The organism is Brevundimonas faecalis, assembly GCF_040549405.1.
Lineage (GTDB): Bacteria > Pseudomonadota > Alphaproteobacteria > Caulobacterales > Caulobacteraceae > Brevundimonas > Brevundimonas faecalis.
The window spans coordinates 180827-206071 of the sequence record NZ_JBEPTF010000002.1; the positions used below are offsets into that span (position 1 = coordinate 180827).

At 68.1% G+C, this 25245-nt stretch carries 27 protein-coding genes; 17 read left to right on the top strand and 10 right to left on the bottom strand.

Annotated elements, in window-relative coordinates; genetic code table 11:
* The first annotated feature begins 22 nt into the window (after nucleotides 1–22).
* Complete coding sequence (locus tag ABIE19_RS08870; RefSeq protein ID WP_354088800.1) at nucleotides 23–985, top strand: alpha/beta fold hydrolase; 963 nt, start codon at nucleotides 23–25, stop codon at nucleotides 983–985.
* A gap of 61 nt (nucleotides 986–1046) precedes the next feature.
* Here ABIE19_RS08870 and ABIE19_RS08875 read toward each other — a convergent pair whose 3' ends face one another.
* On the bottom strand, nucleotides 1047–1535 hold the full coding sequence (locus ABIE19_RS08875) for an Lrp/AsnC family transcriptional regulator (RefSeq protein WP_354088801.1): 489 nt from the start codon (nucleotides 1533–1535) through the stop codon (nucleotides 1047–1049).
* A 145-nt stretch (nucleotides 1536–1680) separates the two neighbouring features.
* Between ABIE19_RS08875 and ABIE19_RS08880 the strand changes: the two genes are divergently transcribed.
* From ABIE19_RS08880 to lpdA, 6 genes are read left to right on the top strand one after another with little or no spacing between them, the layout of a single operon-like run.
* A complete protein-coding gene (locus ABIE19_RS08880; RefSeq protein ID WP_354088802.1) occupies nucleotides 1681–2913 on the top strand; it encodes a 3-methyl-2-oxobutanoate dehydrogenase (2-methylpropanoyl-transferring) subunit alpha in 1233 nt (410 codons plus the stop codon).
* A 2-nt stretch (nucleotides 2914–2915) separates the two neighbouring features.
* Nucleotides 2916–3953: an alpha-ketoacid dehydrogenase subunit beta gene (locus ABIE19_RS08885; protein ID WP_354088803.1), complete on the top strand. Its 1038-nt coding sequence runs from the start codon at nucleotides 2916–2918 to the stop codon at nucleotides 3951–3953.
* 1 nt (nucleotide 3954) lies between these two features.
* Nucleotides 3955–5613, top strand: a complete 1659-nt coding sequence (locus tag ABIE19_RS08890; RefSeq protein ID WP_354088804.1) for a dihydrolipoyl dehydrogenase family protein — start codon at nucleotides 3955–3957, stop codon at nucleotides 5611–5613.
* A 1-nt stretch (nucleotide 5614) separates the two neighbouring features.
* Nucleotides 5615–6109: a hypothetical protein gene (locus ABIE19_RS08895; RefSeq protein ID WP_354088805.1), complete on the top strand. Its 495-nt coding sequence runs from the start codon at nucleotides 5615–5617 to the stop codon at nucleotides 6107–6109.
* Entirely contained in the window at nucleotides 6106–6558 is a 453-nt protein-coding gene (locus ABIE19_RS08900) for a hypothetical protein (RefSeq protein WP_354088806.1), read from the top strand. Before ABIE19_RS08895 ends, ABIE19_RS08900 begins: the two co-directional genes overlap by 4 nt.
* Nucleotides 6555–7952, top strand: coding sequence for a dihydrolipoyl dehydrogenase (gene lpdA / locus ABIE19_RS08905; protein WP_354088807.1), 1398 nt, complete (start codon nucleotides 6555–6557; stop codon nucleotides 7950–7952). The genes ABIE19_RS08900 and lpdA overlap by 4 nt, the downstream gene beginning before the upstream one ends.
* 138 nt (nucleotides 7953–8090) lie before the next feature.
* Here lpdA and ABIE19_RS08910 read toward each other — a convergent pair whose 3' ends face one another.
* Nucleotides 8091–8813 (bottom strand): 3-deoxy-manno-octulosonate cytidylyltransferase, encoded by a 723-nt coding sequence (locus ABIE19_RS08910; RefSeq protein ID WP_354088808.1) that lies wholly within the window; start codon nucleotides 8811–8813, stop codon nucleotides 8091–8093.
* A 150-nt stretch (nucleotides 8814–8963) separates the two neighbouring features.
* Here ABIE19_RS08910 and ABIE19_RS08915 point away from each other — a divergent pair, with 150 nt between their 5' ends.
* From ABIE19_RS08915 to arfB, 6 genes are all read left to right on the top strand, one after another.
* A complete protein-coding gene (locus tag ABIE19_RS08915; protein WP_354088809.1) occupies nucleotides 8964–9677 on the top strand; it encodes a c-type cytochrome in 714 nt (237 codons plus the stop codon).
* Between the two features lie 101 nt (nucleotides 9678–9778).
* Nucleotides 9779–10060: a DUF167 family protein gene (locus ABIE19_RS08920; RefSeq protein ID WP_354088810.1), complete on the top strand. Its 282-nt coding sequence runs from the start codon at nucleotides 9779–9781 to the stop codon at nucleotides 10058–10060.
* A gap of 104 nt (nucleotides 10061–10164) precedes the next feature.
* Nucleotides 10165–11661 (top strand): amidohydrolase, encoded by a 1497-nt coding sequence (locus tag ABIE19_RS08925; protein WP_354088811.1) that lies wholly within the window; start codon nucleotides 10165–10167, stop codon nucleotides 11659–11661.
* A gap of 3 nt (nucleotides 11662–11664) precedes the next feature.
* Nucleotides 11665–13008: an amidohydrolase family protein gene (locus tag ABIE19_RS08930; protein ID WP_354088812.1), complete on the top strand. Its 1344-nt coding sequence runs from the start codon at nucleotides 11665–11667 to the stop codon at nucleotides 13006–13008.
* Between the two features lie 84 nt (nucleotides 13009–13092).
* On the top strand, nucleotides 13093–13551 hold the full coding sequence (locus tag ABIE19_RS08935) for a YaiI/YqxD family protein (RefSeq protein ID WP_354088813.1): 459 nt from the start codon (nucleotides 13093–13095) through the stop codon (nucleotides 13549–13551).
* On the top strand, nucleotides 13548–13949 hold the full coding sequence (arfB, locus tag ABIE19_RS08940) for an alternative ribosome rescue aminoacyl-tRNA hydrolase ArfB (RefSeq protein WP_354088814.1): 402 nt from the start codon (nucleotides 13548–13550) through the stop codon (nucleotides 13947–13949). Before ABIE19_RS08935 ends, arfB begins: the two co-directional genes overlap by 4 nt.
* Nucleotides 13950–13956: 7 nt before the next feature.
* Here the strand turns inward: arfB and ABIE19_RS08945 are convergent, their stop codons facing one another.
* Genes ABIE19_RS08945 through ABIE19_RS08955 form a run of 3 tightly spaced genes read right to left on the bottom strand, consistent with a single transcriptional unit; the run spans nucleotide 13957 to nucleotide 16903 of the window.
* Nucleotides 13957–14523 (bottom strand): hypothetical protein, encoded by a 567-nt coding sequence (locus ABIE19_RS08945; protein WP_354088815.1) that lies wholly within the window; start codon nucleotides 14521–14523, stop codon nucleotides 13957–13959.
* Nucleotides 14524–14543: 20 nt separating this feature from the next.
* A complete protein-coding gene (gene ubiB / locus ABIE19_RS08950; RefSeq protein ID WP_354088816.1) occupies nucleotides 14544–16127 on the bottom strand; it encodes a 2-polyprenylphenol 6-hydroxylase in 1584 nt (527 codons plus the stop codon).
* Nucleotides 16115–16903 (bottom strand): class I SAM-dependent methyltransferase, encoded by a 789-nt coding sequence (locus ABIE19_RS08955; protein WP_354088817.1) that lies wholly within the window; start codon nucleotides 16901–16903, stop codon nucleotides 16115–16117. The genes ubiB and ABIE19_RS08955 overlap by 13 nt, the downstream gene beginning before the upstream one ends.
* Before the next feature lie 91 nt (nucleotides 16904–16994).
* Between ABIE19_RS08955 and ybaK the strand changes: the two genes are divergently transcribed.
* Nucleotides 16995–17468 carry a Cys-tRNA(Pro) deacylase gene (gene ybaK, locus ABIE19_RS08960; protein WP_354088818.1) on the top strand — a complete coding sequence of 158 codons (474 nt, stop codon included), beginning with the start codon at nucleotides 16995–16997 and terminating at the stop codon, nucleotides 17466–17468.
* 83 nt (nucleotides 17469–17551) lie between these two features.
* Here ybaK and ABIE19_RS08965 read toward each other — a convergent pair whose 3' ends face one another.
* Nucleotides 17552–18481, bottom strand: coding sequence for an electron transfer flavoprotein subunit alpha/FixB family protein (locus ABIE19_RS08965; RefSeq protein ID WP_354088819.1), 930 nt, complete (start codon nucleotides 18479–18481; stop codon nucleotides 17552–17554).
* Nucleotides 18481–19245: an electron transfer flavoprotein subunit beta/FixA family protein gene (locus tag ABIE19_RS08970; RefSeq protein WP_354088820.1), complete on the bottom strand. Its 765-nt coding sequence runs from the start codon at nucleotides 19243–19245 to the stop codon at nucleotides 18481–18483. The genes ABIE19_RS08965 and ABIE19_RS08970 overlap by 1 nt, the downstream gene beginning before the upstream one ends.
* Nucleotides 19246–19369: 124 nt before the next feature.
* On the opposite strand from ABIE19_RS08970, the gene ABIE19_RS08975 reads away from it, so the two are divergent.
* The gene (locus ABIE19_RS08975; RefSeq protein ID WP_354088821.1) at nucleotides 19370–19711 is read left to right on the top strand and encodes a hypothetical protein; all 342 of its coding nucleotides are present in this window, start codon (nucleotides 19370–19372) and stop codon (nucleotides 19709–19711) included.
* Between the two features lie 45 nt (nucleotides 19712–19756).
* Here ABIE19_RS08975 and ABIE19_RS08980 read toward each other — a convergent pair whose 3' ends face one another.
* Both ABIE19_RS08980 and ABIE19_RS08985 read right to left on the bottom strand, forming a co-directional pair.
* On the bottom strand, nucleotides 19757–20329 hold the full coding sequence (locus ABIE19_RS08980; RefSeq protein ID WP_354088822.1) for a cob(I)yrinic acid a,c-diamide adenosyltransferase: 573 nt from the start codon (nucleotides 20327–20329) through the stop codon (nucleotides 19757–19759).
* A gap of 19 nt (nucleotides 20330–20348) precedes the next feature.
* Entirely contained in the window at nucleotides 20349–20552 is a 204-nt protein-coding gene (locus ABIE19_RS08985) for a twin transmembrane helix small protein (RefSeq protein WP_354088823.1), read from the bottom strand.
* Between the two features lie 230 nt (nucleotides 20553–20782).
* Between ABIE19_RS08985 and ABIE19_RS08990 the strand changes: the two genes are divergently transcribed.
* Nucleotides 20783–21907 carry a hypothetical protein gene (locus ABIE19_RS08990; protein ID WP_354088824.1) on the top strand — a complete coding sequence of 375 codons (1125 nt, stop codon included), beginning with the start codon at nucleotides 20783–20785 and terminating at the stop codon, nucleotides 21905–21907.
* Nucleotides 21908–22047: 140 nt separating this feature from the next.
* On the opposite strand, the gene ahcY is transcribed toward ABIE19_RS08990, so the two are convergent.
* Nucleotides 22048–23439: an adenosylhomocysteinase gene (ahcY, locus tag ABIE19_RS08995; protein WP_354088825.1), complete on the bottom strand. Its 1392-nt coding sequence runs from the start codon at nucleotides 23437–23439 to the stop codon at nucleotides 22048–22050.
* 226 nt (nucleotides 23440–23665) lie between these two features.
* Here ahcY and ABIE19_RS09000 point away from each other — a divergent pair, with 226 nt between their 5' ends.
* A complete protein-coding gene (locus ABIE19_RS09000; RefSeq protein ID WP_354088826.1) occupies nucleotides 23666–25153 on the top strand; it encodes a methyl-accepting chemotaxis protein in 1488 nt (495 codons plus the stop codon).
* Nucleotides 25154–25245 lie beyond the last annotated feature (92 nt).

Consider the following 25245-nt stretch of genomic DNA (forward strand, 5'->3'; position numbering starts at 1 on the left):
CGCGCGACAGGGAGGAGCGCCCATGCAGACCCGCCGCATCGCGACCGACGGCCTGACCCAGCAGGTGATCGAGGCGGGCGAAGGCCCCCTGCTCCTGCTGCTTCACGGCTTCCCCGAACTGGGCGTCAGTTGGCGCGCCCAGGTCGAGGCCCTGGCCGAGGCCGGATTCCACGCCGTCGCCCCCGACATGCGCGGCTATGGCGGGACCGACCGGCCCGCGGACGAGGCCGAGCATTCCATCCTGCATCTGGTCGGGGACATGGTCGATCTGGTGCGGGCGCTGGGCGCGGATCAGGCCGTCGTGGTCGGCCACGACTGGGGCGCCGTCGTCGCCTGGCATTGCGCCCTGATGCGGCCGGATCTGTTCCGCGCCGTGGCCGGCCTGTCCGTCCCCTTCCAGCCGCGCCGTCCGAAGGGGCCGCCGACCACCGCCATGGCCGCAATCACGAAGAGGGCGGGCCTGGGCGACCTCTATATCGAGCGGTTCCAGGCCGCCGACGCCCATGTCGAGATGGACGCCGATCCGGCGACGGCCCTGCGCAAGATGTTCTGGTCCTTCGACGGCGCCACGTCCGACGCGGACCAGTCGACCGGCTTCCTGCCGGACGGGGTCAGCCTGATGGACAGCGTCTCGGACCGGGCCGCCCCGCCGCCATGGATGAGCCCCGATCATTTCGACGCCTATGTCGCCGCCTTCGCCGCCTCGGGCTTCAAGGGACCGCTGGACTGGTATCGCTGCATCGATCGCAACTGGGCCCTGACGGCCTTCCTGCAGGACCGCGGGATCGACCGCCCTTCCCTTTTCCTGGTCGGCGAGCGGGACCCGGTGCGCCGCTACGCCGGCGTGCACGAGGCCGGACTGAAGGACTGGCTCACCGATCTGCGCGGCCAGATCGTCCTGCCCGACGCGGGCCACTGGATCCAGCAGGAGCGACCGGAGGAGGTGAGCGCCGCCCTGGCGAGGTTCCTGAGGGACCTGTCCTGACGCCTTCAGCGCCGGAACGAATATCCGGGTTCAGACACAGGCGCGGCCGAACCGGCGGCCACTAGCCGACGTGGGGCGTGATGATGCCCAGCGGAAGGGTGGTGACGTTCTTGACGCCGCGCGTGACGATATGGCTGGCGCAGTCGGAGACGATGCCCAGGGTCAGCAGCTTGTCGCGCAGGAACTGGTCGAAGGCGTGCATGTCCGAGGTGATGATGCGCAGGACGTAGTCCTCGCGGCCTGTGATGGTGGCGCACTGGACCACTTCCGGCCAATCGGATACGGCCTTTTCGAAGATGTCGAGGTTTTCGCGCGAGGGCAGGCTGAGCTTGACGATGGCGTAGACTTCGAAGTCCAGGCCCAGGAGGCCGGCGTCCAGAAGCGTGACCCGCTTGCGTATCAGGCCAGAGTCCTCCAGTCTCTTGATCCGGCGCCAACACGGCGAGGCCGACAGGCCCACGCGATCGGCGACCTCGGCGACCGACAGGCCGGCGTCCTGCTGCAGGATGTCGAGGATGCGGGCGTCGATAGGATCAAGTTCGTCGGCCAAATGCGTTTCTCCAAATGGGGATTTGACGCAATAAAATACCCCAAATCGGCATTTGGCAAGGGTATTTTTAGGAAAGCCAACAGACACGCGCCATGCTATGCCCTCTTCCTAGAGGAAACGCGGACGGATCAACCGGACGGGACGCATGATGAAGAACACCCCCACCCTGTCGCTGCGCGTGCCGGAGCCCTCGGGTCGTCCGGGCGATGCGCCCGACTTCAGTCACCTGCAGTTCGACCCCGCCGGCGCCGTGAGCCGACCCGAGGTGTCGACCGCCCCCTATGACATGCGCGATCACGCCTTCCGCCTGATCCGCGTCCTGGACGACGAGGGCAAGGCCGTCGGTCCCTGGGATCCGAAACTGGACCCCGAGGTCATGCGTCGCGGCCTGAAGGCCATGATCCTGACCCGCGCCTTCGACGACCGGATGCACCGCGCCCACCGCCAGGGCAAGACCAGCTTCTATATGAAGTGCACCGGCGAGGAGGCCATCGCGGTCGCCCAGGGCATGATCCTGAGCCGCGAGGACATGGGCTTCCCCACCTATCGCCAACAGGGTCTCCTGATCGCGCGCGGCTATCCGCTGGCGACCATGATGAACCAGATCTATTCCAACGCCGAAGACCCGATCAAAGGCCGCCAACTGCCGATCATGTACTCGGCCAAGGACTACGGCTTCTTCACCATCTCGGGCAACCTGGGCACCCAGGTGCCGCAGGCTGTGGGCTGGGCCATGGCCAGCGCCTACAAGGGCGACGACAAGATCGCCATCAGTTGGATCGGCGACGGCGCCACGGCGGAAGGCGACTTCCACAACGCCCTGACCTTCGCCGCCGTCTATCGCGCCCCGGTCATCCTGAACGTGGTCAACAACCAGTGGGCCATCTCGTCCTTCATGGGCATCGCCGGCGGTCTTGAGACCACCTTCGCGGCCAAGGCCATCGGCTACGGCCTGCCGGCCCTGCGCGTGGACGGCAACGACTTCCTGGCCGTCTGGGCCGCGACCCAGTGGGCCGAGGAGCGCGCGCGCACCAACCAGGGCGCGACCGTGATCGAACTGTTCACCTATCGCGGCGCCCCGCACTCGACCTCGGACGACCCCAGCCGCTACCGCCCCGGCGACGAGCATGAGAAGTGGCCCCTGGGCGATCCGATCGAGCGCCTGAAGCAGCACCTGATCGCCCTCGGCGAATGGTCGGACGAACAGCAGGAAGCCGCAGAGAAGGACGCCGTCGAACAGGTCCGCGCCGCCGGCAAGGAATCCGAGGCCATCGGCACCCTGGGCCAGTCGCGCCCCAGCGTGAAGACCATGTTCGAGGAGGTCTATGCGACCGAGGACTGGCGCCTGGTCGAACAGCGCCGCGAGGTCGGAGTCTGATCATGACCACTGCACCCCAAACTGCGCCCATGAACATGATTCAGGCGTTGAACTCGGCGCTCGACGTCAAGATGTCGGAAGACTCCAACGTCCTGTCGTTCGGCGAGGACGCGGGCTATTTCGGCGGCGTCTTCCGCGTCACCGATCATTTGCAGCAGAAGCACGGCCTGACCCGCAGCTTCGACGCCCCGATCAGCGAGTGCGGCATCGTCGCCGCCGCCATCGGCATGGGCGCCTACGGCCTGCGCCCCGTGGTCGAGATCCAGTTCGCCGACTACATCTATCCGGCCTATGATCAGATCGTCTCGGAAGCGGCCAAGATGCGCTACCGCTCGGGCGGTCAGTTCACCTCGCCGATCACGATCCGCAGCCCCTACGGCGGCGGCATCTTCGGCGGCCAGACGCACAGCCAGTCGCCCGAGGCCCTGTTCACCCACATCGCGGGTCTGAAGGTCGTCATCCCCAGCAATCCCTATGACGCCAAGGGCCTGCTGACCGCCGCCATCGAGGACGACGACCCGGTCGTCTTCTTCGAGCCCAAGCGTCTCTACAACGGCCCCTTCGACGGCTGGCACGAGAAGCCGGTTTCGCCGTGGAAGGCCCAGGAGCTGGCCCAGGTCCCGACCGGCAAATATGTCGAGCCGATCGGCAAGGCCCGCGTCATGCGCGAAGGAAACGACGTCACCATCCTGGCCTACGGCACCATGGTCTGGGTCGCCCTGGCCGGCGCCGAGCACGCGGGCGTGGACGCCGAGGTCATCGACCTGCGCACGCTCGTGCCGCTGGACATCGAGACCATCGAGGCCAGCGTCAAGAAGACCGGCCGCTGCGTCATCGTGCACGAGGCGCCCAAGACCTCGGGCTTCGGCGGCGAGCTGAGCGCCCTGGTGCAGGAACGCTGCTTCTATCACCTGGAGGCGCCGGTGGCGCGCGTGACCGGCTGGGACACGCCCTATCCGCACGCCTTTGAATGGGAATATTTCCCGGGACCGCAGCGGGTCGCGGACGCCTTGAAGAGCGTCATGGCCGGAGGACGCTAAGATGGGTCGTTTCGTCTTCAAGCTGCCCGACGTGGGCGAAGGCACCGCAGAGGCCGAGCTCGTCGGCTGGCACGTCGCGGTCGGGGACATGGTCGAGGAAGACCAGATCGTCGCCGACGTCATGACCGACAAGGCCACGGTGGAGATCACCGCCCCCGTCAGCGGCAAGGTCATCGCCATCCACGGCGAGCCCGGCCAGATGATCCCGGTGCGCGGCCCCCTGGTCGAGTTCGAGGTCGAGGGCGAAGGCAACGCCGCCGCCGAACCGGCGCCGGCGCCCGCCCCTGCGGCCGTCGCGCCTGAACCCGCCTCGGAACCCGCCCCCGCCGCCGTCGAAGCGCCCAAGGCCGCGCCGGCCGTCGCCGCCGGCGCCAACCACGTCTTCAAGCTGCCCGACGTGGGCGAAGGCACGGCCGAGGCCGAGCTGGTCGCCTGGCACGTCAAGGTTGGCGACGCGGTCGAGGAAGACCAGATCCTGGCCGAGGTCATGACCGACAAGGCGACGGTGGAGATCACCTCGCCCGTCGCCGGCGCCGTCGTCGCCCTGCACGGCGAGGCCGGTCAGGCCCTGCCGGTCGGCGGTCCCCTGGTCAGCTTCAAGGTCGAGGGCAAGGGCAATGTCGCCGAGGCCCCGGCCGCTGCTCCGGCGCCCGCCGCCAAGACCGAAAAGGCCGCCCCCGCGCCGGCGGCCAGGCCCGCCTCGACGCCTGCGCCCCAGACGGCCTCCAAGGCCGAGGCCAAGCCGGTTCCGGCCCTGACCGGCCGTCAGCCGGGCGAGCGCCCGCTGGCCTCTCCGGCCGTGCGCAACCGCGCGCGCGACCTGGGCGTCGACCTGGTCTTCGTCCCGGGCAGCGGCCCGGCCGGCCGCATCGAACACGCCGACCTGGACGCCTTCGTCGCCCGCGGCGGGACCCTGGCTCCGACCACGGCCTCGGGCGGTTCGCTCTACGCCAGGGCCGAAGGGACGACCGAGGTCCGCATCATCGGCCTGCGCCGCAAGATCGCGGAGAAGATGGCCGAGAGCGTCCGTCGCATCCCGCACATCACCTATGTCGAGGACATCGACATGACGGCGGTGGAGGAGCTGCGCGCCCACCTGAACGCCCAGGCCAAGCAGACCGGCAAGCCCAAGCTGAACGTCCTGCCCTTCATCGCCCGCGCCATCGTCGTGGCCCTGAAGGATCAGCCGCAGATCAACGCCTGGTACGACGACGAGGCCGGCGTCCTGACCCAGCACGCCGCCGTCCATCTGGGCATCGCCGCCCAGACGCCAAACGGCCTGATGGTCCCGGTCGTCCGTCACGCCGAGGCGCGCGACGCCTATGACACCGCCCTGGAAATCGCCCGCGTCTCGGGCGCGGCCAAGGACGGCAGCGCCAAGCGCGAGGAGTTGTCGGGCTCGACTATCACCATCACCTCGCTGGGCACGCTCGGCGGCGTGGTGCACACGCCCATCATCAACCATCCCGAAGTCGCCATCGTCGGTCCGAACAAGATCGAGGAGCGCGTCGTGGTGCGGAACGGCCAGATGGTCGTGCGCAAGATGATGAACCTGTCCTCCAGCTTCGATCACCGCATCGTCGACGGCCATGACGCGGCGGTCTTCGTGCAGCGCATCAAGACCCTGCTGGAGAACCCGGCGACGCTCTGGATGAACTAGGATGAAGCACAGCGCGGCTGTAGCTCTGGCGATAGCCGCGCTGTTAGCGGCAGGCGAAACCAATGCCTGTACGCTTCTCCCCCTGAGCTTCACATTCCTTACCGCCCCGGCAGCATTCGAAGCTGAGGTCACCAAAGTTCGACGGGTACAGCCCAGAGAGTGGGAAGAAAGCATGGGGCCCGTTTACGTGGCCGATTTTCGACTCGCTGGCCCTGCCCGCTTGCGAACCTTGCCAAGCTATCGCTGGGCTACGAAGGATGACTGCGGACCGATTTTTCCCGTGAAGGAAGGTCAACGCGTCTTGCTGCTACTGGAAGCTGATCCAGTGGAGGCCCAACGCCTCTTCACCGAGATCATCACGTCCTCTCATGGCGAAGATCCACCCGCGCCCGCCCCCATCGACGGGTCAGCTTATCGCGCCCCTATGGAAGTGTATCCTTACACCAACGACCTCTCCAGAATTCAGAGCCTCCTGGAGCGCTATCAACGCGAATGACCCAGCTTTTGAAAACCAAAGTCCTGATCATTGCGTTCGCCCTAGCCGCGCTCGGCGTGGCCCCCGCTCGAGCCTGCCTTCCTGATCCACCACCTCACTGGCCTTCGCTTCTGCGTGCCGATGGCCCTGCGCTCTTCATTGGACGAGTGACTACGGTGGAGCGTTTGCCCGAACCTCGTCGCACGGCGGCCCTCGAAATCACCGAGTCGAAAGCAACCGTCACGCGTCTCGAAATCGTTCAGGGACAACCTCAGTCGACCTACGCCTTGACGGCCGCCGAGAGCGTTCGTCGCCTTGATGACTATACCGGCATGGTCTGCGTTGATTTTCAGCGCGTGACGGTCGGCGATCTGGTGTTCGGCATGGAAACCCCGAACGGCGCCGTTCGTCTCTTTGAACCCCAACAAGTTCCCCCGGAATTCACCTCTCGCATCGAGGCCTATCGTTGACCCAGACCCTGAAGACCAAAGTCCTGATCATCGGCGCCGGCACCGGCGGCTACGTCGCGGGAATCCGTTGCGGCCAACTGGGGCTGGAGACCGTGCTAGTGGACGCCTCGCCGGGCCTCGGCGGGACCTGCCTGAATGTCGGCTGCATTCCGTCCAAGGCCATCATCCACGCGGCGGGCAAGTATGAGACGGTGGCCAAGGCCGCCGGCGACGGGACCCTGGGCATCACCGCCTCGACCCCGGCCATCGACCTGTCGAAGACGGTCGAGTGGAAGGACGGCGTGGTCAAGAAGCTGAACGCCGGCGTCGCCGCCCTGCTGAAGAAGGCCAAGGTCAAGGTCGTCAAGGGCTGGGCCGAGTTCTCGGACGCCAAGACCTGCACCGTCAAAACCGACGACGGCGACATCCGCATCACCGCCGAACACGTCATCCTGGCCACGGGGTCGGAGCCGGTCGAACTGCCCTTCCTGCCCTTCGGCGGCGACGTGATCTCGTCCACCGAGGCCCTGAGCCTGCCGGAAGTGCCGAAGAAGCTGGTCGTCGTCGGCGGCGGCTATATCGGCCTGGAGCTGGGCATCGCCTTCCGCAAGTTGGGCGCCGAAGTGGCCATCGTCGAGATGGCCGAGCGCATCCTGCCGCTCTACGACAAGGCCCTGACCGACCCGGTCGCAAAATGGCTGGAAAAGCACGGCGTGCAGTTGCTGCTCGGCGCTCGCGCGGGCGGCTTCGGGGACGGCAAGCTGAACGTCACCGACAAGGACGGAAACCCGATGCAGCTGGACGCCGACAAGGTGCTGCTCACCGTCGGCCGCCGCGCGCGGACCCAGGGCTGGGGTCTGGAAAACATGGGCGTGGCCATGAACGGCCCGTTCGTGAAGATCGACGAGCGCTGCGCCACCAGCATGAAGAACGTCTGGGCCATCGGCGACCTGACCGGCGAACCCATGCTGGCGCACAAGGGCTCGGCCCAGGGCGAGGTGGTCGCGGAGATCATCGCCGGCCATGACCGCGTCTTCGACCCGGCTGCCATCGCCGCCGTCTGCTTCACCGAGCCGGAAATCGTCTCGGCCGGTCTGGGCGTCGACGACGTCAAGGGCCGCGACGACGTGATCCAGGCCGTCTTCCCCTTCGCCGCCATCGGCCGCGCCCTGGCCATCGAAGCGGGCGAAGACGGCGGCTTCGTCCGCGTCATCGCCTCCAAGACCGACCACCGCATCCTGGGCATCCAGGCCGTCGGCCAGCATGTCTCGGAGCTGTCCAACAGCTTCGCCCAGATGCTGGAGATGGGCGCCGTGCTAGAAGACGTGGCCGGAACCATCCACGTCCACCCGACGCTGGGCGAAGCCTTCCACGAGGCCAGCCTGCGGGCGCTCGGGCACGCGATTCACATCTAGGCCAAGAGCGCTAGCGCTCGCGACGCGGTCGTTCGCTGCTTGAGCGCGTTCTATCTTCTCCCACAAGGGCAGAAGGCTTTGGTGCGCTAACGCCTTCGGCTGCTTGAGCATATTCTCCCACAAGGGGAGAAGGTCGATTCATGCCAGCGCCCGCGCCGCTTCCAGGTCGGCCGGATTGTCCACCGACAGGGGCGCCTCGTCGATGACCGAGGCCCAGATCTGCAGGCCCATTTCCAAGGCGCGGAGCTGTTCCAGCTTCTCGCGCTTCTCCAACGGCGACGGGGGGGCGGCGCAGAAACGCGTCAGGGCGTCGCGGCGATAGCCGTAGATGCCGACGTGACGCCAGATCGGGGCGTCGCCGTAGAGGGTCGAGCGGGTGAAGTAGAGGGCGCGGCCGCTGGTCCCGCCTTCCGGCAGGGCGAGGACGGCCTTGACCACGTCCGGGTTGGAGCGGTCCGACGCGTCAGCCTCGGCGGCGACCAGGGTGGCGATGTCGCAGGCCGATTCGCGGGCCAGCAGGGCGGCGCAGGCGCGCGCCAGGTCCGGCGAGGCGAAGGGCATGTCGCCCTGGATGTTGATGACGATGTCATGGGCGCCGGCGGGATCGACCGCCTCGACCGCCGCACGGATGCGGTCAGAACCGCTGGGCAGGTCGGGATCGGTCAGGACGGCCAGGCCGCCCGCCGCCTCGACCGCCTCGACGATTTCGGGGTCGCCCGCCGCCACGGCCACGCGAAAACCGGACTTCGCCGCCTGTTCCCAGGCCCGCACGATCATGGGCTTTCCGCCGATGTCGGCCAGCGGCTTGTTCGGTAAACGGGTCGCTGCCATGCGAGCGGGTATCATTATCAGCGGATTCATCGACTTGACGACGTCCAGAGGCGCCCGGAAACGCCCGGGCCGGTTGCGAAGGTCGCGCTAGCGTGTCAGAGACGCCGACGCAAGAATACGCCTGAACGCCGCTCCGCGGTTGGGGGGCTCTTTATCTAGAGACGGGAAGCGACGACGCGCATGAGCGGCGATCTGAAGTGGAACAAGATTATGGGCGCGTGCCTGGGCACCGCCTTCGTCATCCTGGTGGTCCAGCAGGTTTCGGCCATGGTCTACCAGACCAAGCAGCCCGAAAAGATGGGCTATTTCGTGGACGCGCCGGAAGAATCCGCCGGCGGCGAGCCCGCCGCCCTGCCGATCGACTGGGGCACGGTCCTGCCGACCGCCGACCTGGCCGCCGGTGAGGCCGCCTTCGCGCGCTGCCAGGCCTGCCACAACGCCTCGCAAGGCGGCGCGGACGGCATCGGTCCGAACCTGTTCGGCGTCATCGGCGGTCCCGCCATGCACCGCGCGGGCTTCGCCTATTCGGACGCCATGGCCAAGCACAAGGCCGAGGCGCCGACCTGGGGCTATGACGAGATCGATCACTTCCTGACCGCGCCGGGCCGTTACATCCCGGGCACCAAGATGTCCTTCGCCGGCATCCGCGACGAAAAGACCCGCATCAACCTGATCGCCTGGCTGCGGTCGCAGGGTTCGGGCGGCTTCGCCATCCCGGCGCCCGATCCGGCTCGTCAGCCCGGCGCCGCCGCGGCCCCGGCCGCTGAAGGCGCGGCTCCGGCCGAAAGCGCCGCCGCTGCGGAGGCTGCTCCGGCCGCCGAGGGCGCCGCCCCGGCCACGGCCCAGGCGACTCCGGCCGCCCCGCCGGCCGCGACCAGCGCCCCCAAGGCGTAGGGATCGAAGCAGCGACACGACGGAAAGGCGGTCTTCGGGCCGCCTTTTCTGCATCTGGGGCGCGTTTCGTCGCGGAAGACGAAGCGATGGAGACAGAACCCATGACCGCCCGCATTCCCGTCAAGCTGACGCCCCGCGCCGCCGCCGACCGCATCGACGGCTGGGACGTCGATCCCGACGGTCGACCGGTGCTGAAGGTCCGGGTGCGGGCCCAGCCGGTGGAGGGAGAGGCCAACGCCGCCCTGACCGGCTTTCTGGCCAAGGCCCTGGGCGTCCCCAAGCGCGCCGTGACCCTGGCGCGCGGCGGCCAGTCGCGACTGAAGATGATCGAGATCGAGGGCCTGGACGACGCCGAGGCACGGGCGCGACTGTCCGGCGACTGAGTTTCGCGGGTGCGCGGTTTTAGCGCTTTACGCTAGGGGAAACTGACGATTGTATACGTCCCCGTTGTCTGCCCGCAGTTCGCGGGCGCGAGGGGGTCTCGCCCATGTTGCTTAACCGTCTGCGGGGTCCAAGCCTCGCTGTTCTCGCCTGCGCGCTCGGGGCTCTAGCCCTGTCGGCCTGCGCCACGACCGGCGACGCCGCGCCCAAGACGGAGACGGCCTCGGCCTCGCCCGCTTCCAAGGACCGCACCATGGCCCCCGGCCTGGACGGGTGGGCCAATCAGGACCCCTATCCCTCGACCTATCGCGGCCTGCCGCGTGAGAACATGGCCCTGGTCGGCGCCACGGTCCTGACCGGGACGGGCCAGAAGATCGAAGGCGGGGTGGTGGTCGTGACCGACGGGCGTATCGCCGCCGTGGGCGGAGCGAACACCCCGGTTCCGGCGGGCTACAAGGTGGTGGACGCGCGCGGCCGCTACGTCACGCCCGGCGTCATCGACATCCACAGCCACCTGGGCGTCTATCCCTCGCCCGGCGTCATGGGCATGAGCGACGGCAACGAAGCGACCAATCCGAACACGGCCCAGGTCTGGGCCGAGCATTCGATCTGGCCCCAGGATCCGGGCTTCAACACCGCCCGCGCGGGCGGCGTGACGACGATGCAGATCCTGCCCGGCTCAGCCAACCTGTTCGGCGGGCGCGGCGTGACGGTGCGCAACGTGCCGTCGGTCACCATGCAGGGGATGAAGTTCCCGAACGCCCCCTATGGCCTGAAGATGGCCTGCGGCGAGAACCCGTCGCGCGTCTATGGTTCGCGCAACCAGTCGCCGGCCACCGGCATGGGCAATGTCGCCGGCTATCGCGCCGCCTTCATCGCCGCGCGCGAATACAAGGCCAAGTGGGACAAGTGGCGCGAGGACGGCCAGGGCTCGCCCCCGACCCGCAATCTGCAGCTTGAGACTCTGGCGGGCGTGCTGGACGGCTCGATCCTGATCCAGAACCACTGCTATCGCGCCGACGAGATGGCCGTCATGCTCGATGTGGCCAAGGAGTTCGGCTACAAGATCACCACCTTCCACCACGCGGTCGAGGCCTACAAGATCGCGCCCATGCTGGCCCGCGAAGGCGTCTGCGCCGCCATGTGGACCGGCTGGTGGGGCTTCAAGATGGAAGCCCTGGACGGCATCGAGGAGAACGCCGCCCTGACCGACGCGCCCGAGGGTTCGTGCGCCGTCATCCACTCCGACGACGCCGAACTGATCCAGCGCCTGAACCAGGAAGCCGCCGCCGCCCTGTCGGCCGGCCGTCGCGCCGGTCTGAACATCTCCGAAGAGCATGCCATCAGCTGGATCACGCTGAACGCGGCCCGGGCCATAGGCATCGACAAGGAGACGGGATCGCTCGAGCCCGGCAAGCGCGCCGACGTGGTGATCTGGAGCGCCGACCCCTTCTCGATCTACGCCCGCGCCGACCAGGTCTTCATTGACGGCGGCCTGGCCTTCGACCGGTCCAACCCCGCCTACCAGCCCGTATCCGATTTCGAACTGGGCCAGCCCGGCTTCGGCCAGTCCGCCGCCGGCGTCGCCCAGGGAGCTCGCTGAACCATGAGCATCAAGTCCATCCTCGCGGGCGCAGTCGCGGCCCTCGCCCTCGCCGGCCCCGCCTTGGCCCAGGACGTGGCCATCACCGGCGGCCGCGTCCTGACCGGAACCTCGGTGATCGAGAACGGGACCGTGGTCGTGCGCAACGGCCGCGTCGTCTCGGTCGGAACCGGCGCGGCCCCGGCCGGGCTGCGGACCATCGACGCGCGCGGCAAGATTGTCACGCCGGGTTTCGTGGCCGTGGATTCGGGCCTGGGCGGCTCGGAAGTCGGTTCGGTGCGCGGCTCCAACGACCTGTCGAACGACGCCAACAGCCTTAGCGCGGCCTTCGATCTGTCGTATGGCCTGGACCCCTGGTCCTTCACCCTGCCGACCGCGCGCCTGGGCGGCGTGACCCGCGCCGTGGTCACGCCCCAGCACGCGGGCTCGGGCGGCGGCCACAGCCATGACGACAGCGACTTCGCCGGGGCCGGGGCGGGCGGCTATCAGACGCCGGGCCTGTTCGCGGGCCAGGCGGCGGTCATCAAGCTGGGCGGCGCCGACATCCTGGTGAAGCCGCGCGTGGCCATGGTCGCCCCCTTCGGCGAAGCCGGAAAGGGCGTAGCCGGCGGCGCGCGCGGGGCCGAGTTCGTCCTGTTCAAGGAGACCCTGGCCGAGGTCCGCCTCTACGCCCGCAACAAGGCCGCCTATGACCGCGCCGCTCTGCGCGACCTGTCGCTGTCGCGCGCCGATCTGGAGGCCCTGATCCCGGTGGCCAATGGCTCCATGCCGCTGATCGTCAGCGTCAACCGCGCCTCGGACATCCAGCAGGTCCTGCGTCTGGCCCGCGAGGAAGGCGTCAAGGTCATCCTGGACGGCGCCGCCGAGGGCTGGCTGGTCGCCGACGAGATCGCGGCGGCGCGCGTCCCCGTCCTGCTGCACCCGATCACCAACCTGCCCGGCAATTTCGAAATGCGGGCGGCGCGGATGCAGAACGCGGCGGCGCTGAACGCGGCGGGCGTGGTCATCGCCATCAAGGGCAACGAGGGTTCGACCCACCGCGCCCGCGACATCCGCTACAACGCCGGCAACGCCGTCTCGCACGGCCTACCCTTCGCGGCGGCCATCCAGGCGATCACGGTCAACCCGGCCCGCATCTTCGGCTTCGACGGCCAGTTCGGCGAGCTGAAGCCCGGCGCGGCGGGCGACGTCGTGGTCTGGTCCGGCGATCCGCTGGAGCCGCTGAGCCAACCCTCGGCCGTCTTCATCGACGGGGTGGAGCAGCCGCTGCAGGCCCGCAACCTGCTGCTGCGCGACCGCTACCGCACCGGCGGCGAAGGGGCCATGCCGGTGGCCTATCCGCATTAAGGCGCGAACCCTATGACGTTGAGGGCGTCGGTCGCAGGACCGGCGCCCTTTTCGTATCCGGCCAAGGCCGGATAGAAGGACCCCATGGCCACCACCCTCTACATCGACGCCGACGCCTGCCCCGTGAAGGAGGAGGTCTATCGCGTGGCCCGCCGCTACGGGCTCAAGGTCTTCGTGGTGTCGAACGCCTGGATCAACGTCCCGCGCGAAGCCCTGATCGAGCAGGTGGTGGTGGACGCCGGTCCGGACGTAGCCGACGACTGGATCGCCGAGCGCGCCACAGCCGGCGACATCGTCATCACCGCCGACATCCCCCTGGCCGACCGCTGCCTGAAGTCCGGCGCCCAGGCGCTGAAGTCGAACGGTCAGGCCTTTACCCCCGACTCCATCGGCTCGGCCCTGGCCGGACGCATGGTGGGCGAGCATCTGCGCTCCATGGGGGTGGCGACCAGCGGTCCGCCGCCCTTCTCGAACGCCGACCGCTCGCGCTTCCTTCAGGCCCTGGACACGGCGGTCGTCCGTGCACGGAAGGTCGGTCCGTGAGCCGCATTCCCGAGGAGGAACTGGAGTTCCGCTTCTTTCGCGCGGGCGGACCGGGCGGGCAGAACGTCAACAAGGTCTCGACCGCCGTGCAGATGCGGTTCGACGTGAAGAACTCGCCCAGCCTGACCGACCCGGTCAAGGCGCGGCTGATGAAGCTGGCGGGCAGCCGGTTGACGCTGGACGGCGTCATCCTGATCACCGCCGTGCGTTTCCGCACCCAGGAGCGCAATCGGGCCGATGCCGTCGCCCGGCTGGACGAAATGGTGGCCGAGGCCTCGATCAAGCCGGTCTATCGCGTGCCGACCCGGCCGACCAAGGCCTCGAAGGAGCGGCGGCTGAAGAGCAAGTCCACCCGTTCGACCATCAAGAGCGGACGCGGCAAGCCTTCGCTCGACTGACCCTGTTCTAGGGCTGGGCCGGACGGAACAGCAGGGCGGCGATCTGGTTGTCGTCGTCGAAGCCGATCACCCAGTCGGTGGACTGTTTCTCGAACTCGACGCGGAACATGTCGGCGCCGTCCTGCTGGCCGCGATGGGTCATGGTCTTCACCGCGCCGAACTGCTGGACCAGGCCGACGATGTCGCCCGACTTTTCGCGAATCTTGGCCGCCAGGTCGGTGGTGAACATCGAATAGTCGACGTCTCCGGCCTGAAGCGAGGCGATGACGGCGCGCAGGGCCTGCTGCGAGCGGGCGATGTCCGGCGCCAGGGCGCCGGGCGCCTCGGTCCGGGCTTGAGTTGGGGCTGCGGCCGGTCGTTCACCGGGCTGGATCGGCGTGCGGCCGGGGCTCAGCGCCGGACGCTGGGCCGCGGCCTGATCGCCGAAGCTGTTGGGCAGGGTCGCCGCCGCGCCGGGACGAGGCGAGGCGCTCTGCCCGGCGCCCTGGCCTGCGGTCTGGCCTGTGGTCTGGGCCGCGGCGGGCAGGGCGATCAGGGTCGCGGCCAGGACGGCCATGGAAATCGGGGTCTTCATGTTCAGGCTCCGAAGAAACGTCAGGCGACGATCATCGGCCAAAGCGTCAGCACCAAGGCGGCCGCCGAAGCGCAGACCGCGACAGTGACGGCGGCGACCACCCAGGGCCGCGTTCCGGCCTTCTCGATCACCAACGTCTGAGACTGCGGCGGGTTCTGCACCAGGCGCGACAGGGCCTTGAGAGCGGCGACCGCCTCCTCGACGGTTTCCTTGATCTGGGCCTGGGGACCCAGTTCGCGCTTGATCCAGCGTTCGACCACCGGCTTGGCGGCCTCCCACAGGTCGTGGTCGGGGTTGAGGCGGCGCGCCACGCCCTCGACCGAGACCATGGTCTTCTGCAGCAGCACCAGTTCGGGGCGCAGGTGCATGTCGAACAGGGCGGTGATCTCGAACAACTGGCCCAGCAGGCGGCCCATCGACACCTGGCTGGCCTGGCGGCCGATGACCGGCTCGCCCACGGCGCGCAGGGCCTGGGCGAAAGTATCGACCGAATGGTGCGGCGGCACGTATCCGGCCTCGAAATGGACGCGGCTGATGCGGTCGTAGTCGCGGCTGATGAAGCCCCACAGGATCTCGGCCAGGTAGCGGCGCTCGGCCGGACCCAGGCGGCCGACGATGCCGAAGTCGATGGCCGTCAGCCGGGCCGGGGCGTCGGCGAACAGATTGCCCTCGTGCAGGTCGGCGTGGAAGACGCCGTGGTCCAGGGCCTGAACCAGGAAGGCGCGCACCACCTTGTCGGCCAGGGCGTCCTTGTCGAGACCGGGCAGATCGACCAGGGCCGGGTCCGTCATCGGCAGGCCGAACGCCCATTCCAGGGTCAGCACCCGCTTGCCCACGCCGTCCCAGACGATGGCCGGCGCCGACATATAGCCGTCCTTGGCCATGACCTCGGCCAGTTCGGAGGCGGCCGCCGCCTCCAGTCTCATGTCCAGTTCAAGCTGCAAGGATTGAGCGATGATCTCGACGAAGGCGCGGGGTTCAAGCCGACGGGCGGGCTCGACGAAGCGATCGACCAGCTTGGCGCCCAGGCGCATGGCGTCCAGCCCCTGGGCCACACGGCGCTCGACGCCGGGGCGCAGCACCTTGACCGCCACCTTGCGCCCGTCGGCCAGCCAGGCCGGATGCGCCTGGGCCAGGGAGGCGGCGCCCACGGGCTGGGCCAGGTCGATGAACAGGCTCTCGGCTGGGCGGCCCAGGGAGCGTTCGATCTCGCGCTTGGCCTCCTCCAGCGGGAAGGGCGGCAGCCTGTCCTTCAGACGTCCCAGGTCCTGAGCGAACTGCAGGCCGAAGATGTCGGCGCGCGTGGCCAGGACCTGGCCCAGCTTGATGGCGACGGGGCCGAGATGTTCGAACGCCTCGCCCACCCGCTGGCCGGGGCGGCCGGCGCGACGCCTGCGGCTGGCGAACATCTGGATCAGGCGGGCGAAGGGGCGGCCCCAGGCGGGCAGCAGGGGATTGACCTCGCGCGGGATCAGGGCGTCATGGCGCGCCAGGACCCAGCCCCAGCGGACCATGCGCAGGGCGGCACCCACCGGGTGACGGACCGGCTGGGCCTGGGGCGTAGGCGGCGGGGCGTTGAAGGTCAGCCGGCTCAGATCGCCCACCCGTGGTGGATGGCGGCGATCCCGCCCGACAGATTGGTGACGCTGACGCGGCTGAAGCCGGCGTCTTCGATCATCCGCTTGAAGGTCTGCTGGTCGGGGAAGCGACGGATGCTCTCGACCAGGTACTGATAGCTGTCGCGATCCTTGGCCACCCACTCGCCGATGCGCGGAATGGCGTGGAAGGACCAGGCGTCATAGGCCTTGCGCAGGGCGCCGGTCGTGGGGCGCGAGAACTCCAGGCAGATGAACCGCCCGCCCGGCTTCAGCGCGCGTCGCGCCTCCTTCAGGGCGCCGGCCACGTCCGACACGTTGCGGATGCCGAAGCTGATCGAATAGGCGTCCAGGCAGGCGTCGGGGAAGGGCAGGTTCATGGCGTCGCCGACGCCCCAGGCCATCTCCGGCTCCCCGCCCTTGGCCACGCCGTTCAGGATCATCTCGGCGTTGTAATCCATGACGATGACGGTGGCGTCCTCGCCGCCGCGACGCTCCTGCGCCGCGCGCGCCATCTTGGAATAGCGCCGCGCCATGTCGCCGGTGCCCCCGGCCATATCCAGGATGAGTTCGCCGGGACGGGCGTTCAGCTTGGCCGCCGCCGCATCCTTCCAGATGCGATGCACGCCCGCGCTCATCAGGTCGTTCATCAGGTCGTAGTTGGAGGCGACGGAATCGAACACCCCCCGCACCATGCGGACCTTTTCCTTGGCGTCCACGTCGCGGAAACCGAAGGAGGACGTCTTGCCGGAGGCGGCGCCGAGGGAGGGGGCGTCTTGGGTCATGCAGGCGGTGTAACGCCTCGCGCGCGCCGCGTCATCCGGGATAGGCGCTTATAGCGGGCGAAGCGGAGGATTTGGCGCTAGGGTCGGCGCCATGTCCAAGACCACGCCCGCGACCGTCGCCCTGACCAAGGCCGGCGTCGCCTTCGAACTGTTTCCCTACGACTATGATCCGGATGCGCCGCGCGTCGGCCTGCAGGCGGCCGAGGCCCTGGGCAAGGCGCCGGAGCAGGTGTTCAAGACCCTGATGACCCTGGCGGACGGCAAGCCCGCCTGCGTCATCATTCCCTCCGACTGCGAGGTCAGCATGAAGAAGCTGGCCGCCGCCCTGGGCGCCAAGTCGGCCCAGATGATGAAGCCCGCCGAGGCCGAGCGCCTGACGGGCTACAAGGTCGGCGGCGTCAGCCCGTTCGGCCAGAGGAAGCGCGTGCCCACGGTGATGGACGAGACCGCCGTCCTGTTCGAGCAGGTCCTGATCAACGGCGGTCAGAGAGGCCTGCTGCTGGGCCTGGCGCCCGACGACGCAGCCCGTACCGCAGAGGCCGCCCTGTTCGACCTGACGGCCTAGAGACGGCGGAACCCGGCCCCGGAAAAGAAAACGCGCCGGACGGTCTCCCGTCCGGCGCGCTTCGATGTCAGCCTGAAGCGCCCTTAGCCCAGGGCGGCCATCAGTTCCGGCACGGCGGTCTTGTAGTCGGCGACCAGGCCGTAGTCGGCGACCTGGAAGATCGGGGCGTCGGCGTCCTTGTTGATCGCGACGATCACCTTGGAGTCCTTCATCCCGGCCAGGTGCTGGATGGCGCCCGAGATGCCGATGGCGATGTAGAGGGCCGGGGCCACGACCTTGCCGGTCTGGCCGACCTGATAGTCGTTGGGGGCGTAGCCCGCATCGACCGCCGCGCGCGAAGCGCCGACGGCGGCGCCCAGCTTGTCGGCCAGGGGATCCATGACGGCGTGGAATTCCTCGGCCGAACCGAGGGCGCGGCCGCCCGAGACGACGATCTTGGCGGCGCCCAGTTCGGGGCGGTCCGACTTGACCATTTCCTCAGAGACGAAGGCGGTCTTGGGGGCCTCGCCGGCGACGACGGTCTCGACCGAGGCCGAACCGCCCTCGGCGGCGGCGGCGAAGGCCGTCGGACGCACGGTGATGACCTTCTTGGCGTCGGCCGATTGGACCGTCTCCAGGGCGTTGCCGGCGTAGATCGGACGCACGAAGGTGTCGCCCGAGACGACCTCGACGATGTCCGAGATCGGCGCCGTATCCAGCTTGGCGGCGATGCGCGGGGCGAAGTTCTTGCCGTCGGTGTTGGCCGGGGTCAGGATGGCGTCGTAGTTCCCGGCCAGCGGCAGGACGGAGGCCTCGACAGCCTCGGCCAGACCGTGAGCGACGGCGTCGCCCTCGGCCAGCAGGACCTTGCGCACGCCCGAGATTTTCGCAGCGGCGTCGGCCACGCCCTTGGCGTTCTTGCCCAGGACCAGGACGTCGACGTCCGGCGACAGGGCCAGGGCCGCCGTCACGGTCTTGTGGGTGGTGTCGCGAACGACCGAGCCGTCGTGGTCGGCGATGACGAGAACGGCCATTACAGAACCCCTGCGTCTTTGAGCTTGGAAACCAGTTCGGCCGCGTCGGCGACCTTGACGCCCGCCGAACGCTTCGGCGGCTCCGTCACCTTGAGGACCTTGAGGCGATCCGCGACATCGACGCCGTAGTCGGCGACCGCTTTCATCGCGATCTCCTTCTTCTTGGCCTTCATGATGTTGGGCAGCGAGGCGTAGCGCGGGGTGTTCAGGCGCAGGTCGACCGAGACCACCGCCGGCAGTTCGGCCGAGACGGTCTGCAGACCACCGTCGACTTCACGCGTGACGACAGCCTTGCCGCCTTCGATCGCCAGCTTGCCGGCGAAGGTGGCCTGGGGCCAGTCGAGCAGGGCGGCCAGCATCTGGCCCACAGCGTTGTTGTCGCCGTCGATCGACTGCTTGCCCAGCAGGACCAGGTCCGGCTTCTCTTCGTCCACCACCGCCTTCAGCAGCTTGGCGACGGCCAGGGGCTCCAGGTCCGTGTCCGACTGGATCAGGACGCCACGATCCGCGCCCATGGCCAGGGCCGTGCGCAGGGTTTCCTGGGCCTGGGCCACGCCGATGGAGACGACGACGATTTCCGTCGCCGTGCCTGCGGCATGGTGTTCCTTGCCTTCCTTCAGACGCACGGCCTCTTCGACGGCGATTTCGTCGAAGGGGTTCATGCTCATCTTGACGTTGGCCAGGTCGACGCCGGTCTGGTCCGCCTTCACGCGGGCCTTGACGTTGCTGTCGATCACCCGTTTCACCGGGACGAGTACCTTCATGAGCCTATCCACTTGGTCATCGAAATGTCGGTCGAGGGATTGGACCGACGAAACCCGCCTGTCAACGTAACGCTACGTGAACTGCGCTCGTGTCCCAGGCCTTATTTTGCGTTAGAAGACCCGCATGAAACGCTTCCTGACCATCCGACGCCTGAGCATCATGTTCTTCGGCGCCTTCGCCGTGCTGGTCGTCGGCATCTTCGTCTTCCAGCGCTACTGGATGGATCCGGGCGATCGATGCACGGCAAAGGGCTATTGGTACGACCTGGAAACGCGCATCTGCGCCCAGCCGATCTATATCCCCGACATCACCGGCCGTCCCGCGGGCGTGACCCGGGCCGAGGCCTCGGCCCAGGCCAATGAGGCACTGGTGAAGCTGGAAGACCAGGTCGCCGCCGACCGCCGCGCCCGCGTCGCCGCCACCGAGGCGGAACGCGCCCGCGTCGAGGCCATGCGCCAGCAATAGAATATTGCCCCCTCCCCTGTTCGACAGGAGGAGGGGATCACGCCGTCAGCGGGTCGCGCCGGGTTTCCACAGGATGTCGGCCGCGCCGTTGGCGTTGGCGCGACGGGCGGCGCAGAACAGGTGGTCCGACAGCCGGTTCAGGTAGCGGATCGCGTCGGGGTTCACCGGCTCGCCCGATTCCATCAGACGGATGGCCTCGCGTTCGGCCCGGCGACAGACGGTGCGCGCCAGATGCAGATGGGCCGACAGGGGCGAACCGCCGGACAGGATGAAGCTGTCCAGGGGCTTCAGGCTTTCGTTCATCCAGTCGATTTCGGATTCCAGCCGCTCCACCTGAGTCGCGATGATGCGCAGGGCCTCCCACTTGGGCGCCGGCTCCAGCGGCGTGGCCAGGTCGGCGCCGAGGTCGAACAGTTCGTTCTGGATACGGCCCAGCATGGCGTCGATCCGGTCGTTCTGGCCGCTGTTCAGACGGGCCAGGCCGATGACGGCGTTCAGTTCGTCCACCGCCCCGTAGGCCTCGACCCTCAGGTCAGTCTTGGACACCGGCGCGCCCGAGGCCAGGCGGGTTTTTCCACCGTCGCCCGTGCGGGTGTAGATCTTGTTCAGCGTGACCATGCGTTCGCCCCTCGAGAAATCAGCCGCCGTGCGTGGCTTTCCACCACATGCCGCCCATCAGCAGGAGCACGGCCACGGCCTGCAGGATGATGCGCAGCCGCATCAGCTTGTTGGAGTTCGACCGGGCGAAGTCGCCGCCCCGATACAGGCTGTAGACGCCGAAGCCCAGGGTGACGGTCACGGCCGCGATGGCGATCAGGATCAGGATGTCGAAGATTTCCATGATCGCCTTCTAGGCCCGCCGCACGCGCCGCGCCAGCGCTGTCGGCAAGCCGCGGGAGCGACATCTTCGCCGGACATGCGAACAACCAGGAGCCGTATCGTATGTAGGCCTCGGCGACGGCCGTCTTCCGACCTCTCCTCGACCGACCGGGGCCGCTTCCTGACGGGACTGCCTCTTTTCATGAGTACGGCTAAGCAGTCGGTCACCTTTCTTGGGCATGGTCCGGGTCCATGACCGATCGCGCCATCCGAAATCTGGAACATCTTCGACGCAGCGCCTCGACGGCGCGCGTGCTGAACCTGCTCAAGGTCTTCGACGAGCATGGAGAGACCGACGACTGGGCCGATCGCCCCATGTTCCGGACCCCCGCGCTGAACACGGCCCTGATCATCAAGCATCGCCTGCGTCGCAACGAGACCGACGCCTTTCCCGGCCGACGCCAGGTGGCCACCAAGGTCGTCGTTCCCATCGACAGCACGGACCTGAAGACCGGCGGGCGCTTCGTCTTCGTCAACCAGATCGGCTTCGAACGCGCCATGCAGGACGCGTTCGGGGTCCATGCCGACCATCCCGATCTGCGGATCCTGCGGCTGATGGACCAGTTGCCGTCGCTGGATCCCTTCCTGCTGCGCGAGCAACTGCGGCGCGGCGGAGTGGACGCCGCCCCCTGCTACTTCGCCCTGAGCGAGGCGGACCTGGAGAAGATGCTGACCTTCGTCCAGAAGGAGATCGAGCCCCTGGTCACCCTGAGCATGGGCGGCGGCGTGGCGGCGGTCGGATCGACCACCCGCATGGCCAGCAAGATCCTGTCCAACGCTCCCGGCGACCGGCTGGAGGCCCTGCGCGCCACACTGAGGCTGGAGCCGGAGCAGTATCAGGAGGGCGTCTTCTGCTGGAAGGGCTTCCTCTACTACAAGTGGTGCCTGGCCAGCATGATGGCCGACATCGTCAACGTCGCGGACGAGGTCGGGGCCATCCAGCCCGTCGGCCCCAGCGACCCCGCCGCCCGGGAATACATCGATCGCGGCCGGGGCGTGCTGCGCAGCCGGATCATGAAGACCTGCGAGGAGGTCAGCCGCACCCTGCGCTATTACGACGACGCCTATGCGGGGCTGACGGTGGAGGGAAATCCGGTGGCCTTCCGCGACTTCCTGCTGGAGGCGCCGGCCCTGTTCACGCGGCTGGGCGACCAGTTGGGCGCGGTTCAGCACATCGTCAGCTTCTGGCGCTTCCGCTTCGGCCCCAAGGCTCCGCCGGTCGGGGTGGAGGAGTTGATCGATATCTTCATGGACTTCGAAACCGGGCTGATGGGCCGGGGCGCCGACGTCTTCGATCCCCGCGACCTAGCGGCCTAGCTCACAGCTGTGGCGGCTGTGGTCGCCCCCTCCACCGCTACGCGGCACCCTCCCCCCCGTAGGCGGGGGAGGATTTTAAAGAACCAAAGAAAAACCCCGCGCCGTCGGCGCAGGGTTTTCCGTTTCAGGCTGTCGCCCGATCAGTAGCGGTAGTGTTCCGGCTTGAACGGACCCTCGGTCGGAACCGAGATGTAGTCGGCCTGTTCCTGGGTCAGCTTGGTCAGCTTGGCGCCCAGCTTGGCCAGGTGGAGGAAGGCGACCTTCTCGTCCAGGTGCTTGGGCAGGGTGTAGACCTGCTTCTCGTAGGACTTGGCGTTGGTCCAGAGCTCGATCTGGGCCAGGGTCTGGTTGGTGAAGGACGCCGACATCACGAAGGACGGGTGGCCCGTGGCGTTGCCCAGGTTCACCAGACGGCCTTCCGACAGCAGGATGATCTTCTTGCCGTCCGGGAACTCGACGTGGTGAACCTGCGGCTTGATCTCGTCCCACTTGAAGTTCTTCAGGCCGGCGACCTGAATTTCCGAGTCGAAGTGACCGATGTTGCAGACGATGGCGTTGTTGCGCATGGCGCGCATGTGCTCGACGCGGATGACGTCCTTGTTGCCCGTCGTGGTGACGAAGATGTCGGCCTTGTCGGCGACGTCTTCCAGGGTCTGGACCTCATAGCCTTCCATGGCGGCCTGCAGGGCGCAGATCGGGTCGATCTCGGTGACGATCACACGGGCGCCGCCGTTACGCAGCGAAGCCGCCGAGCCCTTGCCCACGTCGCCGTAGCCGCAGACCACGGCGACCTTGCCCGACAGCATGACATCGGTGCCGCGACGGATGGCGTCGACCAGGGATTCACGGCAGCCGTAGAGGTTGTCGAACTTGGACTTGGTGACGCTGTCGTTGACGTTGATGGCGGGGAACGGCAGCTCGCCGCGCTCAGCCATCTGATACAGGCGGTGGACGCCCGTGGTCGTCTCTTCCGACACGCCGCCGATGGCGTCGCGGATGGCCGAGTAGAAGCCGGGCTTCTCGGCGATGTAGCGCTTCATCACCTTGAAGAGGGCTTCCTCTTCCTCGTTCTGCGGGTTCGAGATGACCGACAGGTCCTTCTCGGCCTTCGGACCGAGCACGCACAGCAGGGTGGCGTCGCCGCCGTCGTCGAGGATCAGGTTGGGATAGCCGCCGTCGGCCCATTCAAAGATCTTGTGGGCGTAGTCCCAGTACTCTTCCAGGGTTTCGCCCTTGGTGGCGAAGACCGGGGTGCCGGCGGCCGCGATGGCGGCGGCGGCATGGTCCTGGGTCGAGAAGATGTTGCACGAGGCCCAGCGCACTTCGGCGCCCAGGGCTTCCAGCGTCTGGATAAGGACCGCCGTCTGGATGGTCATGTGCAGGGAGCCCGCGATGCGGGCGCCCTTCAGCGGCTGGGCCGCGCCATATTCCGCGCGCAGCGCCATCAGGCCCGGCATTTCGGTTTCGGCGATGGCGATTTCCTTGTTGCCGAAGTCGGCCAGGGAAATGTCGCGGACGATGTAGTCGGTCATGGATTGGTTTCTCGCAGCGCGGTTTCAGGCGGCTGCTATAGCGCGGGAGGGGCGCAGGAGCAATCAAGACATAAAGATATCTTTATATGAAATCGGCGTCACTCCCTGCGGACTGTCCACAGACTAGGAACTCTACGTAGCTCTGCCTTAAGACGGAAAATACCCCTAGAGTTCGAAGGGGTAAGTCGGCGCGCTCCCCTGCGTCGCGAAGGATGACGAGACGAAGATGGCCGGCGAGAGCATCGATCACCGCATGGGCTTCATGGGCCTGGGGCAGGCCTCCGAGGGTTATCGCGCCATGGCGGGCCTGCTGAGACGCGAAGCGCCCCTCGCCCTGGCCGCCTTCTATGATCGGGTGCGCGCAGAGCCCGTCACACGCCGCTTCTTCAAGGACGAAAGCCATATCGCCGCCGCCAGCGGCGCGCAGGAGCGGCACTGGGACGCCATCATCGACGGCCGCGCTGACGCCGACTACGCCGCCTCGGTGCGCACGATCGGCAAGGTTCACGCCCGGATCGGCCTGGAGCCGCGCTGGTACATCGGCGGCTACAGCGTCATCCTGGCCCACCTGACCCGCGCCATCGTGGAACGCCCCCGCAAATGGTTCGCCAACCGCCGCGAGCATGACCGCATCACCGCCGAGGCCGTGTCGGAGCTGACCCAGAGGGTCATGCTGGACATGGACCTGGCCATCTCCATCTATCTGGAGGTCCTGCAGGAAGAACGCGACCGGGTCCAGGCCGCCAAGGCCGAGGCCGACGCTCGTCAGAACGAAGTCGTGCGCGCCCTGGGCGCCGCCCTGCACGCCCTGGCTGAAAACGACCTGACCGTCGCCATTCCCGGCGTCTTCCCGGACGAGTATCGTGGGTTGCAGAACGACTTCCACAACGCCACCCGCTCGCTGCGCACCGCCGTGCGCGCCGTGGCCGACAGCGTCCAGAACCTGAGCGCCGGCTCCAACGAACTGGCTGTCGCCTCCGAGGATCTGGCCAGCCGGACCGAACGCCAGGCCTCCAACCTCGAGCGCACCGTCAACGAAGCCGATTCCATCGCCGGGGCGGTCGCCCTGACCGCCGACAACGCCCGCCAGACGGCCGAGGCCCTGGCCGACGCCCGCCGCGACGTCGAGGACAGCGCCGAGGTGGTGGCCGAGGCCGTGGCCGCCATCCACGCCATCGCCGAATCCTCGACCGGCATCGCCCGCTTCACCAGCCTGATCGACGAGATCGCCTTCCAGACCAATCTGCTGGCGCTGAACGCGGGGGTCGAGGCGGCTCGGGCGGGCGACGCCGGCCGCGGCTTCGCCGTGGTGGCCCAGGAGGTTCGCGCCCTGGCCCAGCGGTCGTCCGAAGCCTCGGGCGAGATTCGCGGCCTGATCTCCACCTCTTCCGCCCAGGTGGCGCGCGGCGTCGACCTGGTCGAGCGGACGGGGGTGGCTCTGGAGCGGATCGGCGGCCGAGTGGTCGCCATCGACGGCCTGGCGGGCGGCATCGCCGCCTCGGCCCAGGATCAGGCCCAAGCCCTGGCGCGCGTCCGCCGCACCATGGGCGAGATGGACGACATCACCCAGCAGAACGCCGCCATGACCGAAGAGGCCACGGCCGCCGCCCGCCAACTGGCCAACGAGGCCGTCAGCCTGCAGCGGCAGGTCGGCCGATTCCGCCTGAACGAAACCGTCTCAGGCGCCGCCTCGGGCCCTCGCCTGGTCGCCTGATCCGACGAGAAGCCCCTGGCGCAGGACGGTCGGCGCGGTCTAACACTGGGTGCGGCAGGGTTCGAACGGGGGAGTTCGGCTCGCCGCGTTCG

Excerpts from the sequence above, each read along its gene's own strand:
- ABIE19_RS08870 (WP_354088800.1), top strand. The coding sequence starts at position 23 with ATGCAGACCCGCCGCATCGCGACCGACGGCCTGACCCAGCAGGTGATC.
- ABIE19_RS08880 (WP_354088802.1), top strand. The coding sequence starts at position 1,681 with ATGATGAAGAACACCCCCACCCTGTCGCTGCGCGTGCCGGAGCCCTCG.
- ABIE19_RS08885 (WP_354088803.1), top strand. The coding sequence starts at position 2,916 with ATGACCACTGCACCCCAAACTGCGCCCATGAACATGATTCAGGCGTTG.
- ABIE19_RS08890 (WP_354088804.1), top strand. The coding sequence starts at position 3,955 with ATGGGTCGTTTCGTCTTCAAGCTGCCCGACGTGGGCGAAGGCACCGCA.
- ABIE19_RS08895 (WP_354088805.1), top strand. The coding sequence starts at position 5,615 with ATGAAGCACAGCGCGGCTGTAGCTCTGGCGATAGCCGCGCTGTTAGCG.
- ABIE19_RS08900 (WP_354088806.1), top strand. The coding sequence starts at position 6,106 with ATGACCCAGCTTTTGAAAACCAAAGTCCTGATCATTGCGTTCGCCCTA.
- ABIE19_RS08910 (WP_354088808.1), bottom strand. The coding sequence starts at position 8,813 with ATGAATCCGCTGATAATGATACCCGCTCGCATGGCAGCGACCCGTTTA.
- ABIE19_RS08915 (WP_354088809.1), top strand. The coding sequence starts at position 8,964 with ATGAGCGGCGATCTGAAGTGGAACAAGATTATGGGCGCGTGCCTGGGC.
- ABIE19_RS08920 (WP_354088810.1), top strand. The coding sequence starts at position 9,779 with ATGACCGCCCGCATTCCCGTCAAGCTGACGCCCCGCGCCGCCGCCGAC.
- ABIE19_RS08925 (WP_354088811.1), top strand. The coding sequence starts at position 10,165 with ATGTTGCTTAACCGTCTGCGGGGTCCAAGCCTCGCTGTTCTCGCCTGC.
- ABIE19_RS08930 (WP_354088812.1), top strand. The coding sequence starts at position 11,665 with ATGAGCATCAAGTCCATCCTCGCGGGCGCAGTCGCGGCCCTCGCCCTC.
- ABIE19_RS08935 (WP_354088813.1), top strand. The coding sequence starts at position 13,093 with ATGGCCACCACCCTCTACATCGACGCCGACGCCTGCCCCGTGAAGGAG.
- ABIE19_RS08945 (WP_354088815.1), bottom strand. The coding sequence starts at position 14,523 with ATGAAGACCCCGATTTCCATGGCCGTCCTGGCCGCGACCCTGATCGCC.
- ABIE19_RS08955 (WP_354088817.1), bottom strand. The coding sequence starts at position 16,903 with ATGACCCAAGACGCCCCCTCCCTCGGCGCCGCCTCCGGCAAGACGTCC.
- ybaK (WP_354088818.1), top strand. The coding sequence starts at position 16,995 with ATGTCCAAGACCACGCCCGCGACCGTCGCCCTGACCAAGGCCGGCGTC.
- ABIE19_RS08965 (WP_354088819.1), bottom strand. The coding sequence starts at position 18,481 with ATGGCCGTTCTCGTCATCGCCGACCACGACGGCTCGGTCGTTCGCGAC.
- ABIE19_RS08970 (WP_354088820.1), bottom strand. The coding sequence starts at position 19,245 with ATGAAGGTACTCGTCCCGGTGAAACGGGTGATCGACAGCAACGTCAAG.
- ABIE19_RS08975 (WP_354088821.1), top strand. The coding sequence starts at position 19,370 with ATGAAACGCTTCCTGACCATCCGACGCCTGAGCATCATGTTCTTCGGC.
- ABIE19_RS08980 (WP_354088822.1), bottom strand. The coding sequence starts at position 20,329 with ATGGTCACGCTGAACAAGATCTACACCCGCACGGGCGACGGTGGAAAA.
- ABIE19_RS08985 (WP_354088823.1), bottom strand. The coding sequence starts at position 20,552 with ATGGAAATCTTCGACATCCTGATCCTGATCGCCATCGCGGCCGTGACC.
- ABIE19_RS08990 (WP_354088824.1), top strand. The coding sequence starts at position 20,783 with ATGACCGATCGCGCCATCCGAAATCTGGAACATCTTCGACGCAGCGCC.
- ahcY (WP_354088825.1), bottom strand. The coding sequence starts at position 23,439 with ATGACCGACTACATCGTCCGCGACATTTCCCTGGCCGACTTCGGCAAC.
- ABIE19_RS09000 (WP_354088826.1), top strand. The coding sequence starts at position 23,666 with ATGGCCGGCGAGAGCATCGATCACCGCATGGGCTTCATGGGCCTGGGG.